This is a genomic window from Streptomyces fagopyri (assembly GCF_009498275.1).
Lineage (GTDB): Bacteria > Actinomycetota > Actinomycetes > Streptomycetales > Streptomycetaceae > Streptomyces > Streptomyces fagopyri.
In genome coordinates this window covers 2,278,920-2,294,775 of record NZ_CP045643.1, presented here as the reverse complement: position 1 = coordinate 2,294,775, position 15,856 = coordinate 2,278,920, and the positions used below count along the sequence as shown (strand labels likewise).

Genomic DNA, 15,856 nt, shown 5'->3' with positions numbered 1-15,856 from the left:
TCCCAGTCCCCCCTTCCCGCCGTCCCGGGAAGGGGACCAGGGCGCTCCCACCGCGCACCCCCCATGACGCCACCCGCACGGCCTTTCCCGTCACTCCTCAGTTGATTGGCCTGCCCATGACCGACACCGTCCCCACCGACAGCCCACCGACCGCCCAGGTCACGCTCCCCGACGGCCGGGTGGAGATCGCCCCCGGCGCTCCGGCACCCACCGGTCCCTACGCCAACGAGGACCTGCTGCCGGTCCCGGTCGCACGGCGGACCTGGACCACGTACAACTTCTCCGCGCTCTGGGTCGGCATGGCCCACAACACCGCGTCCTGGACCCTGGCCTCCGGGCTGATAGCCGTGGGCATGGACTGGAAACAGGCCGTGTTCACCATCGCGCTGGCCAACCTGATCGTGCTGGTCCCGATGCTGCTCACCGGGCACGCGGGGCCCAAGTACGGCATCCCCTTCCCGGTCTTCGCCCGCGCCTCCTTCGGTGTCCGCGGCGCCAACCTCCCCGCCGTCGTAAGGGCGTTGGTGGCGTGTGGATGGTTCGGCATCCAGACCTGGATCGGCGGCGAGGCGATCTACTTCCTCGCCGGGAAGCTCTTCGGGGACAGCTGGGCGAACGCCTCGCACATCGGCGGCTACGCGTGGACGATGTGGCTGTCCTTCGCGATCTTCTGGGTGCTGCAGGTCGCGATCATCTACCGGGGCATGGAGACCATCCGCCGCTTCGAGAACTGGGCGGCGCCCTTCGTGCTCGTCGGCGCCGGCGTCATGCTGTGGTGGATGAGCAGCAAGGCGGGCGGCTTCGGCCCGTTGCTCGACCAGCCCTCCAAGCTCGGCTGGGGCGGCCACTTCTGGAAGCTGTTCTGGCCCTCGCTGATGGGCATGATCGGCTTCTGGTCCACGCTGTCGCTGAACATCCCCGACTTCACCCGGTACGGCAAGAGCCAGAAGGCGCAGACCTGGGGGCAGGCGCTCGGTCTGCCCACCACGATGACGCTCTTCGCCTTCCTGTCCGTCATGGTCACCTCGGGATCGCAGGCCGTGTACGGCGAGGCGATCTGGGACCCGGTCAAGCTGGCCGCCAAGACGGACAACGTGGTCGGCATCGTCTTCGCGCTGGTCACCGTGCTGATCGCGACGCTGTCCGTGAACATCGCGGCCAACCTGGTCTCCCCGGCCTTCGACTTCTCCAACATCGCGCCCAGGAGGATCAGTTTCCGGGCCGGCGCCATGACCACCTGCGTCCTCGGTGTGCTGATCTTCCCCTGGAAGCTGTACTCCGACCCGCAGGGCTACATCTTCACCTGGCTCGGTCTGGTCGGTGGTCTGCTCGGCACGGTCGCCGGCATCCTCATCGCCGACTACTGGATCCTGCGCCGCACCCGGCTCGACCTCGCCGACCTGTACCGCACCGGCGGACGCTACTGGTACGACGGGGGCTGGAACTGGCGGGCCGTGGCCGCCTTCGTCACCGGCGGTGTCCTGGCCGTCGGCGGCGCCGACTTCCACCCGCTGATCGACGGGCGGCCCATCCCGGCGCTGTCGTCGCTCGCCGACTACGGCTGGGCCGTGGGCCTGGGCACGTCGCTGGTGCTCTACACCGGCCTGATGCTGCTGAGGGGCCGGCCGGAGGCCACCGCCTGACACCCGCTCGCGCGAGGGAGGACGGTCAGCTCTTGCGGCCGTTCTCCAGCGTGGCCACCACTTCCTTGGCGGCCTTGATGGCGCCCTTGTTGATCTCGTCGGTGCTGGGCGCCTTCTTCGTCTCGAAGTCGCTTCCGTTGTAGGTGACGGCCACCAGCGCGTTCGACACACGGGCGATCACCACACCCTCGCGGGTCTGCTGCTTGTCCTCGGTGGTGAGGTTCACGACGGAGTAGCCCGCGTCGCCGAGGCCGGGCACCGCGCCCCCGCCGCTCTTCTTCGCCACCCGCTCCTCGTAGGACTTCTGCGCCGCAGCGTCCGAGGCCATGATCTCGTAGGACACGTCGAGCCACCGGTAGTCGAACCCCTTGAGCGCGTTCCAGGAGCAGGTACGACGCACGGACCTGTCGGTCGAGGCGATCTCCTGGCCGGCCGTCTTGGTGCCCGGGACCAGGGACGTGATCGTCTTCGTCGTGACGCTGGTGCACGGCGCGGGCGCGGCCGTGTACGTCTTCACGACCGCCGTCGCCGAGGGCTGGGCGGGGCTCTGGTCGTCCTGGGCCGACCTGTGCTCGGTCCCGGTCGGGGTCGAGGGCGACGAAGACGAACCGGACGACATGACCCAGCCCGTGCAGGCGAGCACGGCGACCGGCAGCAGGCGCACGGTGAGGGCGAGCGGCAGAGGAAGAGAACGCACGGCGCACTTCTCGTGGGGGACGGTGCGGAGGAGTCCGCACTGCGGACGGGACGACAGTGTCACATGACTCCCTGTGGGGCGGAAGGGCGAACTCGCTCCGTGCCTGTGCGGTGACTGTGTCTCACGCCTGGAGGGAGGGGCTCCGTTTCGCCGTCACCAACCACACCGCCGCCCGGAGTCGCACACCCCGATCCGTCTCATAAGGGCGCAAAGTGTCCTCCAGGGTCGTGCGGGTGACCGCGTCGACCGCCCGTCCGGGCGTACGAGAGAGGATGAAGCCGACCGCGTCGGCGGCGTCCCGTCCCCACACCGTCTCGGTGCCGACCGGCGTCACGCTCACCTCGTCCCAGCCCTCCAGCACCTCGCGGATCCGAGCCGGGTCCGACAGGGAGGCCATCGCGGTCTGCGCCGCGGCGGTGTGGGCGTCCGGCGCGTCGAGAAGCCTCGCGAAGAGACTCAGGGCGCGCGACTCCTCCAGATGCGGACCGGCGGGCTGCGGACAGACGAACGCGAGCCGCCCTCCCGGACGCAGCGCCCGCGCCAGGTTCCGGAACGCGGCCGCGTGGTCGGCGAAGAACATCACCCCGCCCCGGCTGATCACCACGTCGTATCCGGCGGCCGGGAAGCGGTGGCTCTGGGCGTCGCCCCGTTGGTACGCGACGTTGGTGACGTCCTCCGCGACGGTGACGGCACGCGCCCGGTCCAGCAGAGGCGCCGAGATGTCGACACCGACCGCGTGTCCGTGCGCGGCCAGCCGCCCCGCGGTCCTGGTCGTCGCGCCGGCCCCGCAGCCGACGTCCAGCACACGGTCGCCCGCGGCGATCGCCGCACCCTCGAAGAGCGCGTCGTCGAGACCCGACACGAGGGCGTCGTAGCGGGCGTGATGGGTGGCCCAGTGGGTGCCGAGCGGCCCGTTCCACACCTGCGCCTGCACGGAGCCGGCGATCCGCGTCATGAGGTCTCCTTCGCCGCGCGCACGGGCAGCGCGCCCTCGATCCGGTCGACGGCGGCGAACGCGCCGTACGCGACGAGACGCACCAGACAGGCGTCGGTACGGTCGGGGGTGCGCCAGGCCGCCACGTCCTCGTCCGTGATCCGGTACGGGGCGAGCGCGGCCAGCAGCGCCAGGCGGGCCCCGGGGCGGCCGCGGCCGGGAAGGCCGTCCCACGCGAGCGGCGGGTGCGCGCCGTCCCAGGCACCGAGCGTCTCCCGTACGAGGGTCCGGTCGGCGGCGTCGAGAAGTCCCTCGCCCTCGCCGGCGGCGGCACGCAGCGCGGCGTAGGCGGGGCCGACGGTGGTCGTGCGCGCCCAGCCGGGGCCGGGACCCGCGTGGTCGAGGACGGTCAGACCCGCGCCGTCGAGAAGAGTGAGACCGGCACCGGGCACGGGATGCCGGCGCACCGTCCCGGCCAGGGACCGGCCGCCGAGGCTCCGTACGGCCCGGAACCGCTGAACGTTGCCCGGCAGCAACCGCTCGGTCAGCAGCGCCGACACCACACGGTTGATGAAGTGGAAGGCGAGCGCGGTGCCGATGTACGCGGGTGCGTGCGCGGCGGCGAAGGGGTACGGGACCAGTTCCGGTGCCCCGGGCGTCCGGGTCGCCCGGCCCCAGGCCAGCACCCGCGCCTGCCACTCGTCGGCGGGCGGCTCACCACGGGCCACCTTCTCCGCGAGCGCGTGGTCGCCGGTCGCGTGCAGCAGCATCCGGTGCGCGTCCACGCAGAACGGGCACCGATTGGCTTCGGACACCCCGAGCGCCGCGAGCTCCTTCCCGGTCCTGCCGCCGTCGCCCGCGATCAGCGACTCACGCATCAACGCCCAGGCGGAGGCCATGATCCCGGGCGCGGAGGACAGCACGACGAAGGTGGACGCCCGCGCGATGCCGAAGTCCCTGGCCAGCTGGGTGTAGACGGCGCGGACGGGGCCGGCGGCGGACGCGGGATCGGGCGGATCGGTGTGACGGAACGGACTGGGCACGGGGTTCTCCTATCCGGACGGGCGATGCGGTGCGCCGACGGCCACCGACACGGCAACCCTGGTCCACGGGCGGGTGCGCGGTCGTCGTACGCCCGAAGGCACTCCGGGCTACCCCACCCGGTCCGGACGCGGCCCGGCCTACTCCGCCGGGAGTAGGCCCGGCCCCCTCCACAGGTCTGACGCCACCGGCCGAACAGCCGTCTATCGTGCGGAACATGACGCTGGACCAGGCCGTGCGCCGACAGCTCGCCGACATCGCCCTCGCGATCGTCGTCGGCGCCCTCGTCCTGAGCGCGGCCGCCTTCGACAACGGCACCGCCCCCGCCGACTACGCCCTGACGGCCCTCGCGTCCGCCGCCCTCGCGGGCTACCGCCGGGCACCGCGCGGGGTCCTCGCGATCACCACGGTCACCACGACGGCGTACGTCCTGCACGCCCACCCCGGACCCCTCGCCGCGCTGCCCGTCCTGGGCGCCGTCCACACGGCCGCGCGCGCCGGCCACCGAGGCGTGGCCGCGCTCGCGAGCGCCGCGTTCCTGGCCGGGTTCCTCACGACGGGCCCCACCCGGCAGGAGATCGTCGAACGAACCCTCCTGCTGGCCGGCTGGTTCCTGTGTGCTCTGGTGACGGGCCTCGCCGACCGCAACTGGCAGGCGTATCTGCGCCAGACCGAACAGCGCGCGCTGGAGGCGGAACGCACCCGGGAGGAGGCCGCCCTGCGCCGGGCGGGCGAGGAACGGCTGCGGATCGCGCGCGAGTTGCACGACTCGCTCACGCACAGCATCTCGATCGTCAAGCTCCAGGCCGGTGTCGCCGTCCACCTGGCCCGTAAACGCGGCGAGGAGGTGCCCGCCGCGCTGCTCGCCATCCAGGCGGCGGGCGGTGAGGCGATGCGCGAACTACGGTCCACGCTGGAGGTGTTGCGCACCGACGAGCCGACCGGCACACCCGCGCTGCTCGTCGAGCGGGCCCGCGCCGCGGGCCTCGCGGTCGAGCTGTCGGTCCGCGGCGACGAGCGACCGCTGACGACGACGGTGGACCGCGCCGCCTACCGCATCGTCCAGGAGGCGCTGACCAACGCCGCGCGCCACGCGGGGCCGGCCGAGGTGACCGTCCGGCTCGACTACTCGGCGGCCGAACTCGCGATCTTCGTGGACGACGACGGCGGCGCCGACCCGTCCCGCCCGCCCGCACCCGGCATCGGCCTCACCGGGATGCGGGAACGCGTCACGGCTCTCGGCGGCACCCTGCGGGCCGCTCCACGGGCCGGGGGCGGCTTCTCCGTCCACGCCCAACTGCCCCTGGGAACAGCCGAGGACGCGTCGTGATCAGGGTCGCGCTCGTCGACGACCAGGCACTCATGCGGGCCGGATTCCGCGCCCTGCTGGACGCCGAGGACGACATCGAGGTGGTGGGCGAGGCCGCCGACGGGAAACAGGGCGTCGCCCTGGTGCGGGACCGGCGGCCCGACGTCGCCCTCGTCGACGTACAGATGCCGGTGATGTCGGGCATCGAGGCGACCCGGCGGATCGCCGCCGACCCGCACCTGTCCGCCGTGCGCGTCCTCATCCTCACCAACTACGGCCTGGACGAGTACGTCTTCGAGGCGCTGCGGGCCGGGGCGAGCGGCTTCCTGCTGAAGGACACCGAACCCGCCGACCTCCTCCAGGCCATCGAGGTCGTCGCCCACGGAGAGGCGCTGCTGTCCCCGTCCGTGACGCGCACGCTGATCGGGGAGTTCGTGGCGCGGCCCCCCGACCGTGCCACCGCGCCGGGCCTGGAGGGCCTCACCCGCCGCGAACGCGAGGTCACCGCGCTCGCCGCGCGCGGCCTCAGCAACGAGGAGATCGCCGCGCACATGGTCATCAGCCCGTTCACGGCCAAGACGCACATCAGCCGCGCCATGACCAAACTGGGCGCCCGCGACCGGGCCCAACTGGTCGTGTTCGCCTACGAGTCGGGCCTGGTGACGGCCAGAGGGGGCGCCCCGTGGCGGCGTGCGATGATCGGCGAATGACCATGCCGCACCCGAGACAGCCGTCCAGCGGACCGCTCGGCCGCGCCGTCCTCGCGGGTGCGCTGGCACTCGCCGTGAGCGGCTGCGGCTTCTTCACCGAGCCGGACCACCGGCCCGCGCCGGGCCCCTCGCCCGCCGTCGCGCTCCCCCCGGCCGGCGACTGTCCGCCGTCCGGTGTACGCGTCGACGCCGACCGTGTCGACGGTGCCATGGGGCTGCGGGCGATGACCCTCATCCTCACCAACTGTTCCGGGCGGCCGTACCGGGTGAACGGCTACCCCTCCGTCCGCGTCCTCGACGCGAAGGGCGCCCCGCTCACCGGCGTGCGCACCGTCCAGGGCACCGACCAGGTCCCCATGGCCCCGGAGGACCCCGGCGCCGAGCCGCTCACCCTGAGCCCCGGCGAGAGCGCGCGGTCGGCCCTGTACTGGCGGATGGCGGCCGAGAACGGCACGTACCTCCGCGTCGTCCCGCAGAAAGGACGGCCCGCGGTGAACGTGCGGCCCCCGGAAACCCTCGACATCGGACCGGAGAACACACTCGGCACGACGGCGTGGGCGTCACCGTCCCGACCGTGACGCCCACGACGGCTACGGCACCCGGGCCGTCCACGCGGCCGACCCGAACTTCGAGCGCGCCAGCTCCTCGGCGCGGGCCAGTTCCGCGGCCGTCACCCCACCGTCCGCCAGCCCGTAGCGGCCGCGGAAGGAGTCGATCATCCGCCCGATGACCTCCTCGCGCGCGAGCCCCGTCTGCCGACGCAGCGGATCCACCCGCTTCTTCGCACTCCCGATGCCCTTGCCGGAGAGCTTCTCCCGGCCGATGCGCAGCACTTCGAGCATCTTGTCGGCGTCGATGTCGTACGACATGGTCACGTGGTGGAGCACGGCTCCGGGGCCGCCGCCCGGACCCACCACCCGCTTCTGGGCGGCTCCCGCGATCTTCCCCTGCTCCGTCGCGATGTCGTTCAAGGGCTGGTACCAGGCCTTGATCCCCATGTCCCCGAGCGCGCCGAGCACCCAGTCGTCGAGGTAGGCGTAACTGTCCTGGAACGACAGGCCCTGGACGAGTGCCTCCGGCACCGAGAGCGAGTAGGTGATGGTGTTTCCCGGCTCCACGAACATCGCGCCGCCACCGGAGATCCGGCGCACCACCTCGATGCCGTGCCGTGCGGCGCCCTCGGGGTCGACCTCGTTGCGCAGCGACTGGAAACTGCCGATGATCACGGACGGGGCTCCCCACTCCCACACGCGCAGCGTCGGCGGGCGGCGGCCGGCGGCGACCTCCGCGGTCAGCACCTCGTCCAGGGCCATGTGCAGCGCAGGGGACTGCGGCCCCTCGTGGATCAGCTGCCAGTCGTAGTCCGTCCAGTCGGTGGCGTGCGCGAGCGCCCTGCGCACCGCGATCCCGACGCCCTCCGAGGTCAGGCCGTACATCACCGTGCCCGCGGGCAGCGCGGCCTCGACACGGGCGGCCAGGCCCGCGGCGTCGGTGTCGGCGGGAGCGCCCTCCAGCGCGTGGTTCACGGCGTCCAGCGCCTCGTCCGGTTCGAGGAAGAAATCGCCCGCCACGCGCGCGTGGCGCAGCACCCCGTCCTCGACGTCCAGGTCCACCACGACGAGCTTGCCGCCGGGGATCTTGTACTCACCGTGCACCGATCCGCCTCCGTTCGTTCCACCGACACCAACGCCGACCTGCGGTGATTGATTCCGTTCCGGCAGGGCGCGACGCGTGGCGCCCCGACCGAACGGGCGCCCTGCCGCCCGGGAGATCACGAGTGCCATAGTCGGGCCCGAAGTTGATCGCTCCGCACAGCGAGGTGACACGGCATGTTCACGACCCGACCGACACTCCAGGGCACCTTCGGCATGGTGTCCTCCACCCACTGGCTCGCCTCCCAGTCCGCCATGGCCGTCCTGGAGGACGGCGGCAACGCGTTCGACGCCGCCGTCGCCGCGGGCTTCGTCCTGCACGTCGTCGAACCGCACCTCAACGGACCCGCGGGAGAGGTCCCGATCATCCTCGCCCCGGCGGGCGGCCCGGTCCAGGTGCTCTGCGGCCAGGGCGGCGCGCCCGCCGGCGCGACGATCGCGCACTACAGGGGGCTCGGTCTGGATCTCGTACCCGGTACCGGCCCGCTCGCCGCGGCCGTCCCGGGCGCCTTCGACGCGTGGATGCTGCTCCTGCGCGACCACGGCACGAAGTCCCTCGCCGACGTCCTGAAGTACGCCATCGGATACGCCGAGGACGGGCACGCGCCCGTGGAGCGGGTCGGCGAGACGGTGGAGGCCGTCCGTGAGCTGTTCGAGACGGAGTGGACCTCGTCCGCGGAGGTGTACCTGCCGGGCGGGACGGCACCGCGCCCCGGCGAGCTCTTCCGCAATCCCGTGCTCGCCGCCACCTGGAAGCGGCTTCTCGCGGAGGTCTCCGCGGCCGGGGACAGGAAGGCCGAGATCGAGGCGGCGCGGGAGGTCTGGCGCACCGGGTTCATCGCCGACGCGCTGGTACGCCAGGCCGGACGGCCCGCCATGGACACCAGCGGCGAGCGCCACACCGGCACTCTGACGGCCGCCGATCTCGCCTCCTGGTCCGCGGCCTACGAGGCGCCGGCGACGTACGACTGGCGCGGCTGGACCCTGTGCAAGGCGGGCCCCTGGAGCCAGGGTCCCGTCCTCCTGCAGCAGCTCGCCCTGCTCCCGCCGGAGCTGCCGCCGCACGGCTCCGCCGACTACGTGCACCTGCTCGTCGAGGGCTGCAAACTCGCCATGGCCGACCGGGAGGCCTGGTACGGGGACGCCGGCGAGGTGCCGCTCGACGCGCTGCTGTCGGACGAGTACAACACGGCGCGCCGAGCCCTCGTCGGCGCCGAGGCCTCGTACGAGCTGCGCCCCGGAGCCCCCGGCGGACGCGCCCCGAGGATGAGCGGGCACGCCCGGCGGGTGGCCTCCGGGGAGCCCGGCTTCGACGCGCTGGCGGTACCCGGCGCGGGCGAACCCACCATGGCCCGGGCCGCCGCCGAACCCGAGGTGGCACCGGACGGCTCCACCCGCGGCGACACCTGCCACCTCGACGTCGTGGACCGGTGGGGCAACATGGTCGCGGCCACCCCCAGCGGCGGCTGGCTCCAGTCCAACCCGGTCGTCCCGGAACTGGGCTTCCCGCTCGGCACCCGGCTCCAGATGGCCTGGCTCGACGAGGGCCTGCCCAACTCCCTGACGCCCGGCCGCCGTCCGCGCACCACGCTGACGCCGTCCCTGGCGTTGCGTGACGGGGTGCCGGTCATGGCGTTCGGCACCCCGGGTGGCGACCAGCAGGACCAGTGGCAGACCCACTTCTTCCTGGCCGTGGCGCTGGGCGCCGAAGTACGCGGCGGACTCGACCTCCAGGGCGCGATCGACGCGCCGAACTGGCACAACGACAGCTTCCCCGGCTCCTTCCACCCGCGCGGCATGCGCCCCGGCAGCCTCACCGTCGAGTCCCGCACCGACCCCGCCGTGGTCGCGGAACTGCGCCGCCGCGGCCACGACGTCCAGGTCGCCGACGCCTGGTCGGAGGGCCGGCTGTGCGCGGTCGCCAGGGACCCGCGCACCGGGGTGCTGTCCGCCGCGGCGAATCCGCGGGGGATGCAGGGGTACGCGGTCGGACGGTGAGCCGGCTGCCGGCCCGGGCGCCCGTGGACGCGGGGCCCGGGACGGGGGCCCGGTGCCGGGACCGGGGCGAGGGTCGGGGCGCGGGCCGGGCGAGGGTCTCTACGAGGGCGGGGGCGAGGGCCGGCGCGAGGGCCGGCGCCCCGGGAATTCACGGCGATTCCACCTGAAGTGCACCGGACGGGTGGGGATTGTCAGTGCCGCGTGCTGTCATGGGGGACATGATCGGACACATCGAAACCATCGACGAGTTTCTCGCCCACCGCACGCCCGACGTCGAAAAGGCGGTCCGCCACGCGGCCGCCACCGAGATCATGCCCCGCTTCAGGCAGCTCGCCGCGCACGAGATCGACCAGAAGAGCGGCCCGCACGACCTTGTCACGGACGCCGACCGCAAGGCCGAGGAGTACCTCACCGAAGCGCTCGCCGAGCTGCTGCCCGGCTCCGTCGTGGTCGGCGAGGAGGCGGTCCACGCCGACCCCGCGACGTATCACGCGATCCAGGGCGCGGCACCGGTCTGGATCGTCGACCCGGTCGACGGCACCCGCCAGTTCGTCCGCGGCGAGTCAGGTTTCTGCACGCTCGTCGCCCTCACGCTGGGCGGCGTCGTCCACGCGTCCTGGACCTACGCACCGGCCCGTGACCAGCTCGCCGTCGCCCTCCGCGGCCGGGGCGCCCGCCTCGACGGACAGCCGCTGCGCTCCGGCTCGCCCCTGCCCGGACGCGACCTCGAGATAGCCACCTCGCACCCCGACTACACGACGGACGAGCAGAAGCGCGCCCTCCTCGGCCTGAACGCCGAGGGAGTCCGGCCGCGCCCGTGCGGTTCCGCCGGCCTGGAGTACCTGGCCGTCGCCCGCGGCGAGTTGGACGCGACGGCCTTCTCCTGGGAGGCGGCCTGGGACCACGCGGCGGGCCTGCTGCTGGTCGAGGAGGCGGGCGGCACCCACCTGACGCTGACGGGCGAACCGTTCCGTGTCACCGGCGGCAACGCGCTGCCGTTCACAGCGGCCCGGGACGAGGCGACGGCCCGCCGGGTGCGGGGGCTGCTCGCCGCCGGAGCCTGACCGGCAGCCGCGGGCGCCCCACACCGCACGACCCGTGACGGTCGCGTCCCGCGTGGCCCGTGGGGGTCAGGGGCCTTCGCCCGCGAGGTCCGTGACGGTCGCGCCTCGCGCCTCGCGTGGCTTCGGCCCCGGGCGGTCCGTGACGGTCGCCCCGTGTCGGCCGTGACGGTCGCGTCCCGCGCGGTCCCTGGGTGGTCCGTGGCCTTCGCGCCTCGCGTGGCGCGTCGCCTTCCGCCTCGCCCGGTCCGTGCCGGTCGCGTCCCGCGCGGTCCGTGGCCTCGGTCCCGGCGCGGTCCATCGCCTCGCCCCGCGTGGTCCGTGGCCCCGGCCCCGCGCGCTCCGTGAGCTGGAGGGGTTCCTGCGGGGCGACGTCATTCGGATACGACGGGACCCCAGGGCAACTCCCTTGCCCGTGTCCGACTTCTCGCAGGCACCCCCACCTTCCTGGGCGGCCGCCGAAACCGAAGCCGCCGAAACCGAAGCCGGGGCAACCGAAGCCGGGGCGGCCTTCCGCGCCGGCACTCCGCTCGCCCTCGGCCGGCCTTGCCCCCGTCGTACCCGGCGGACGCTCCTCCGCCTGTGCCCGCGCGGCCCTCGGCTGTGCACAGCGAGGAGGGTGACCGGATGACCGGTGCGGCGTGCCGAATCCCTCCGCGCGGTGAGGTGACGGAACGCGGAACGGGCGGCCCCCGAGGGCTGTAAAGGAGGTCGAGAGCCTCGGATAGTCCCAGCTCAGAGCCCATTTTCCGGCCGGATTCGGGGCTCGCGGCTCGCGCGGGGAAACCTCAGTGTTCCGTCTTCCTCCCGGGCGGAGGCAACCTCTCGTTCACGGGGCCGTCGCCGGGGGACGGCTTGCTATGGAGCGAAGTTATCTAGACAACTTTGCTCACCCGGGTGCCGCCGAGGCGGTACCCGGGGCGGAGAGGACCCAACACCGTGTCATCCCTCTCACAGGCCGCCACGTCCGGGAGCAGCATCGCGATCGGCTCCACGACGCCCCCGCCGCGCGGCACCGAACTGGCCCTGACCTGGGCGACGGACGCCCCCGACCCCAAGAACTGGATCGGCGTCTACCCCGCCGACCGGCTGCCCGCCAGCGGCAGCAGCTCTCTCGTGTGGGCGTACGTGCCCGGCACGTCCGGGCAGACCACCCTCGACACCTCCGGCCTGAGCGGCGGCCCGTACATCGTGTACCTGCTGGCCAAGGACGGCTACGGAGTCCTCGCCAGGACCGAGCCGTTCAGCTTCGCGGGCGCGCCCCTCGGCGACTTCGTCGAGCTGACGACCCCCGCCCCGCACGAGGGCGACAAGCTCTCCTTCCACTGGACGACGGGCTCACCGGACCCGAAGAACTGGATCGGGGTGTATGACGGCGACCGGCAGCCGGGCCACGGCTCCTCCCTCGCCTGGGAGTACACCCCGGCCGCCTCCGGTGACATCACCCTGGACACCTCCGGCCTGAGCGGCGGCCCGTACACCGCCTACCTGCTGGCCAAGGACGGCTACGGCATCCTCGCCGAGACCGCCGCGTTCAGCTTCGCCGTGCGCCCGGTGATCCCGCGCCCGCACGCGGTCGTGGACGCCGTCACCACCGAGCCGCAGACCGCGGGCAAGGACTTCGCGGTGAAGCTGGGCGGTCTGTGGATCAGGCCCGAGGGCAACCCCGCGGGCGGCGCGACCTTCGAACGGGTCGGTGGCGACTCGTGGCTGTCGGTGGCCGCGGACGGCACGGTCAGCGGCAGGGCCCCGCACATCGCGCCCCGCAGACCCGGCCGCCTGGTGGCCGCCGTCACCGACAGCGCAGCCGGCAGCGACACCGTGACCGTCCAGGTGCCGGTGCGCACCTCCCGGGAGCGGCTGCGGCTGAAGGTGGCCACGCTGAACCTCTGGGACGCCGGCACGCACGTCGACGGCTTCCTGGAGAAGCAGCTGCGACTGGTGCTCACCCAGGGCCTGGACGTCGTGGCGCTCCAGGAATGCGGTGACAAGGCGGCCGGGAACCTCGCGGGCGCGCTCGGCTGGCACGCGTACCAGGCCGGCGGCCTCGGCATCGTGAGCCGCCACCCGCTCGCCGACGTCGTCGCCCCGACCGCGACGCTCCCGGCCGCGGCGGCGACGCTGCAGCTGCCCGACGACCGCACCGTACGCCTGTGGACGGCCCAGTTGGACGAAGCCGGCTACGGGCCGTACACGCTGACGGCGGGCCGGACGCCCGCGCAGGTCGAGGCGGCGGAGAAGGGCACGGTCCGCTACCGGCAGGTGCAGGCGCTGGTGGCCGCCCTGCGGCCGGAACTCGCCTCCCGGACGCCCGTCGTGCTGGCGGCCGGACTCGCCTCGCCGTCCCACCACGACTGGACGAGCCGCACGGCGTCCGCGCACGGGGGAGCGGGCCGGCTCCGCTGGCCCGTCACCGAGGCACTGGAGAAGGCGGGCCTCGTCGACGCCTTCCGCGACGCCCACACGAACCCGGAGAAGGCACCCGGCATCACCTGGTCCCCCGTCAGGCCGCGCCGCGAGGGCGGTGACGGGGCCGAGCCGCAGGACCGGATCGACCAGATCCAGTACGCGGGCCGCCTCAAGGTCGTCGAGGCGCACAGCCTGTTCACCGGCTGGCCCCGGCCGGTCCCGGACACCGCCGCCAACGGCTGGCCGTCCGATCACGCGGCCGCCGTCGTCACCTTCTCCCTGCCCGCCCGCGGCTGACCGCGAACGATCCGAAGGACCTTCCTCCCATGACCGAGATAAGCCGCCGCACCTTCATCGGCACCACCGCGGCCGGAGCCGCGATAGCGGCCGGGCTCCCCGGCACGGCGCAGGCCGCGGGGCGCGGCACCGGCCACGGCAGCATCGAGGACGTCAAGCACGTCGTCGTCCTGATGCAGGAGAACCGCAGCTTCGACCACTACTTCGGCACCCTGAGCGGGGTACGGGGCTTCGGCGACCGCCAGGCCACCTCCCTCCAGGACGGCGAATCGGTGTTCCGCCAGCCCGCCACGGGCCGCAAGGAGGGCCACCTCCTGCCCTTCCGCATGGACACCACGAAGTACAACGCGCAGAACGCGGGCGGCCTCCCGCACGACTGGGACAGCGGCCACTCGGCCGTCAACGGCGGCGCCATGAACAAGTGGGTCTCCGCCAAGGGCGAGCGGACCATGGGCTACTTCACGCGGGCCGACATCCCCTACCAGTACGCGCTGGCCGACGCCTTCACCCTCTGCGACGGCTACTTCTGCTCGCTCAACGGCCCCACCGACCCCAACCGCCTCTACCTGTGGACCGGCACCGCCGGTCCCGGCGTGGACGGCACCACCGGCCCGTGGACGGACAACACACCGGTCACGGACAACCCGGTGGCGGACTGGACGACGTACGCCGAACGTCTGGAGGAGGCGGGCGTCACCTGGCGCGTCTACCACAACCCCGACGGCTCCGACGACCGTTACGGCGACTACGACGACAACGCCCTGTCGTACTTCAAGCAGTTCCACGAGTTCCCCAAGGACGACCCGCGCTACGTCAACGCGATGACGAAGTGGGACCTCACGGCGTTCGACCAGCACTGCAAGGACGGCACGCTGCCCACGGTCTCCTGGCTGGTGGCGCCCTACCTGTTCTGCGAACACCCGGACGCAAGCCCCGACTACGGCGCCCACTGGGTCGACACCGCGCTGCAGTCGCTGTTCTCCAACCCCGACGTGTGGAAGCACACCGTCTTCCTGGTCATGTACGACGAGAACGACGGCTACTTCGACCACGTCATCCCGCCGTTCCCCGAGCCCGGCACCAAGGACGAGTTCGCGAACGGCAAGCCCATCGGCCTGGGCAGCCGGGTGCCGCTGTGGGTCGTCTCGCCGTGGTCGCGCGGCGGCTGGGTCAACTCCCAGGTGTTCGACCACACTTCGGTGGTCCGCTTCCTGGAGCGCGTGACCGGTGTGCGGGAGCCCAACATCTCCGACTGGCGGCGCACCGTCTGCGGCGACCTCACCAGCGCCTTCGACTTCACCAGGCCCGACTACAGCATCCCGGCCCTGCCTGACACGGTCGCGCTGATGGCCAAGGCGGACGCCGGCGACTCGCTGCCGGCGGTCAAGGTGCCGGACCAGCAGTCCATGCCCGCGCAGGAGGAGGGTCACCGGCCGCACCGCGCCCTGCCGTACCGCCCGTGGGCCGACGTGGAGGTCGACCGGAGCACCGGCAAGGTCACCTGCGCGCTCACCAACGACGGCAGCGTCGGCTACCACTTCACCGTCCTGCCGAACACGGCCCTGCCCTTCGCCGGCACCCCCTTCACGGTTCCGCCGCGTTCGTCCCGCACCTATGTGTGGGACGGCGCCGACACAGACGGCCGCTACGACTTCTCCGTGTACGGCGCCGACGGATTCGTCCGCCGCTTCTCCGGCACCGTCGTCCGCACGGGCCAGGACGACGTGGCGGTGCCGTCGGTGACGGCGGCCCTGCGGCACTCCGGGCGCGCGGAACAGGCCTCGGTGGAACTGGAGTTGCGCAACACCGGTGGCACCGAGGCGGCGTTCACGATCACGCCGAACGACTTCGCCGGCGAGGAGCGGACGGTCTGGGTCGGGGCGGGCGACCGTACCCGCCTGACGTGGCGCACCGACGCGGGACGGTACGACTTCACGGTCACCGCGGGCACCGGCACCCGGTTCGCCCAGCGCTACGCCGGAACGGTCCACACCGTGTGAGTCACCGCCGGCCGGGACCGGGCGCCGACGACGGCCCCCGGTCCCGACCGGCGCACAGGGCGACGCCCGCCTCGCTCGGCCGCCCGCCCCGCCCCGCCCCGCTCG

12 protein-coding genes are annotated in these 15,856 nt (G+C 73.1%); 8 read left to right on the top strand and 4 right to left on the bottom strand.

The annotated features are described in order from the left end of the window. Nucleotides 1-116 precede the first annotated feature (116 nt). Nucleotides 117-1,643: an NCS1 family nucleobase:cation symporter-1 gene (locus tag GFH48_RS09815; RefSeq protein WP_194280541.1), complete on the top strand. Its 1,527-nt coding sequence runs from the start codon at nt 117-119 to the stop codon at nt 1,641-1,643. A gap of 25 nt (nt 1,644-1,668) precedes the next feature. Here the strand turns inward: GFH48_RS09815 and GFH48_RS09810 are convergent, their stop codons facing one another. The 3 genes from GFH48_RS09810 to GFH48_RS09800 all read right to left on the bottom strand — a co-directional run bounded on the left by GFH48_RS09810 (nt 1,669) and on the right by GFH48_RS09800 (nt 4,317). After that, nucleotides 1,669-2,340, bottom strand: coding sequence for a hypothetical protein (locus tag GFH48_RS09810; RefSeq protein WP_153287890.1), 672 nt, complete (start codon nt 2,338-2,340; stop codon nt 1,669-1,671). Nucleotides 2,341-2,461: 121 nt separating this feature from the next. Continuing rightward, the gene (locus tag GFH48_RS09805) at nt 2,462-3,295 is read right to left on the bottom strand and encodes a class I SAM-dependent methyltransferase (RefSeq protein WP_153287889.1); all 834 of its coding nucleotides are present in this window, start codon (nt 3,293-3,295) and stop codon (nt 2,462-2,464) included. Continuing rightward, a complete protein-coding gene (locus tag GFH48_RS09800; RefSeq protein ID WP_153287888.1) occupies nt 3,292-4,317 on the bottom strand; it encodes a carboxymuconolactone decarboxylase family protein in 1,026 nt (341 codons plus the stop codon). The genes GFH48_RS09805 and GFH48_RS09800 overlap by 4 nt, the downstream gene beginning before the upstream one ends. A 215-nt stretch (nt 4,318-4,532) precedes the next feature. Here GFH48_RS09800 and GFH48_RS09795 point away from each other — a divergent pair, with 215 nt between their 5' ends. The 3 genes from GFH48_RS09795 to GFH48_RS09785 are packed head-to-tail and all read left to right on the top strand — an operon-like array spanning nt 4,533 to nt 6,912. Then, on the top strand, nt 4,533-5,645 hold the full coding sequence (locus GFH48_RS09795) for a sensor histidine kinase (protein ID WP_153287887.1): 1,113 nt from the start codon (nt 4,533-4,535) through the stop codon (nt 5,643-5,645). Then, nucleotides 5,642-6,334 (top strand): response regulator, encoded by a 693-nt coding sequence (locus tag GFH48_RS09790; protein ID WP_153287886.1) that lies wholly within the window; start codon nt 5,642-5,644, stop codon nt 6,332-6,334. Before GFH48_RS09795 ends, GFH48_RS09790 begins: the two co-directional genes overlap by 4 nt. Then, nucleotides 6,331-6,912, top strand: coding sequence for a DUF4232 domain-containing protein (locus tag GFH48_RS09785; protein WP_153287885.1), 582 nt, complete (start codon nt 6,331-6,333; stop codon nt 6,910-6,912). The genes GFH48_RS09790 and GFH48_RS09785 overlap by 4 nt, the downstream gene beginning before the upstream one ends. A 12-nt stretch (nt 6,913-6,924) precedes the next feature. Here the strand turns inward: GFH48_RS09785 and GFH48_RS09780 are convergent, their stop codons facing one another. Then, complete coding sequence (locus tag GFH48_RS09780; protein ID WP_153287884.1) at nt 6,925-7,989, bottom strand: lipoyl protein ligase domain-containing protein; 1,065 nt, start codon at nt 7,987-7,989, stop codon at nt 6,925-6,927. A gap of 174 nt (nt 7,990-8,163) precedes the next feature. Here GFH48_RS09780 and GFH48_RS09775 point away from each other — a divergent pair, with 174 nt between their 5' ends. The 4 genes from GFH48_RS09775 (at nt 8,164) to GFH48_RS09760 (ending at nt 15,751) form a co-directional block, all read left to right on the top strand. Then, on the top strand, nt 8,164-9,984 hold the full coding sequence (locus tag GFH48_RS09775) for a gamma-glutamyltransferase family protein (RefSeq protein ID WP_153287883.1): 1,821 nt from the start codon (nt 8,164-8,166) through the stop codon (nt 9,982-9,984). Nucleotides 9,985-10,202: 218 nt separating this feature from the next. Then, nucleotides 10,203-11,048 (top strand): inositol monophosphatase family protein, encoded by an 846-nt coding sequence (locus GFH48_RS09770; protein ID WP_153287882.1) that lies wholly within the window; start codon nt 10,203-10,205, stop codon nt 11,046-11,048. A 936-nt stretch (nt 11,049-11,984) separates the two neighbouring features. Then, on the top strand, nt 11,985-13,751 hold the full coding sequence (locus GFH48_RS09765) for an endonuclease/exonuclease/phosphatase family protein (protein ID WP_153287881.1): 1,767 nt from the start codon (nt 11,985-11,987) through the stop codon (nt 13,749-13,751). A 29-nt stretch (nt 13,752-13,780) separates the two neighbouring features. Further along, complete coding sequence (locus GFH48_RS09760) at nt 13,781-15,751, top strand: phosphocholine-specific phospholipase C (protein ID WP_153287880.1); 1,971 nt, start codon at nt 13,781-13,783, stop codon at nt 15,749-15,751. Nucleotides 15,752-15,856: the final 105 nt, after the last annotated feature.

Bases quoted from the DNA above. Each gene is read 5' to 3' on its own strand.
- GFH48_RS09815 (WP_194280541.1), top strand. From the start codon at position 117: ATGACCGACACCGTCCCCACCGACAGCCCACCGACCGCCCAGGTCACG.
- GFH48_RS09805 (WP_153287889.1), bottom strand. From the start codon at position 3,295: ATGACGCGGATCGCCGGCTCCGTGCAGGCGCAGGTGTGGAACGGGCCG.
- GFH48_RS09795 (WP_153287887.1), top strand. From the start codon at position 4,533: ATGACGCTGGACCAGGCCGTGCGCCGACAGCTCGCCGACATCGCCCTC.
- GFH48_RS09785 (WP_153287885.1), top strand. From the start codon at position 6,331: ATGACCATGCCGCACCCGAGACAGCCGTCCAGCGGACCGCTCGGCCGC.
- GFH48_RS09775 (WP_153287883.1), top strand. From the start codon at position 8,164: ATGTTCACGACCCGACCGACACTCCAGGGCACCTTCGGCATGGTGTCC.
- GFH48_RS09770 (WP_153287882.1), top strand. From the start codon at position 10,203: ATGATCGGACACATCGAAACCATCGACGAGTTTCTCGCCCACCGCACG.
- GFH48_RS09760 (WP_153287880.1), top strand. From the start codon at position 13,781: ATGACCGAGATAAGCCGCCGCACCTTCATCGGCACCACCGCGGCCGGA.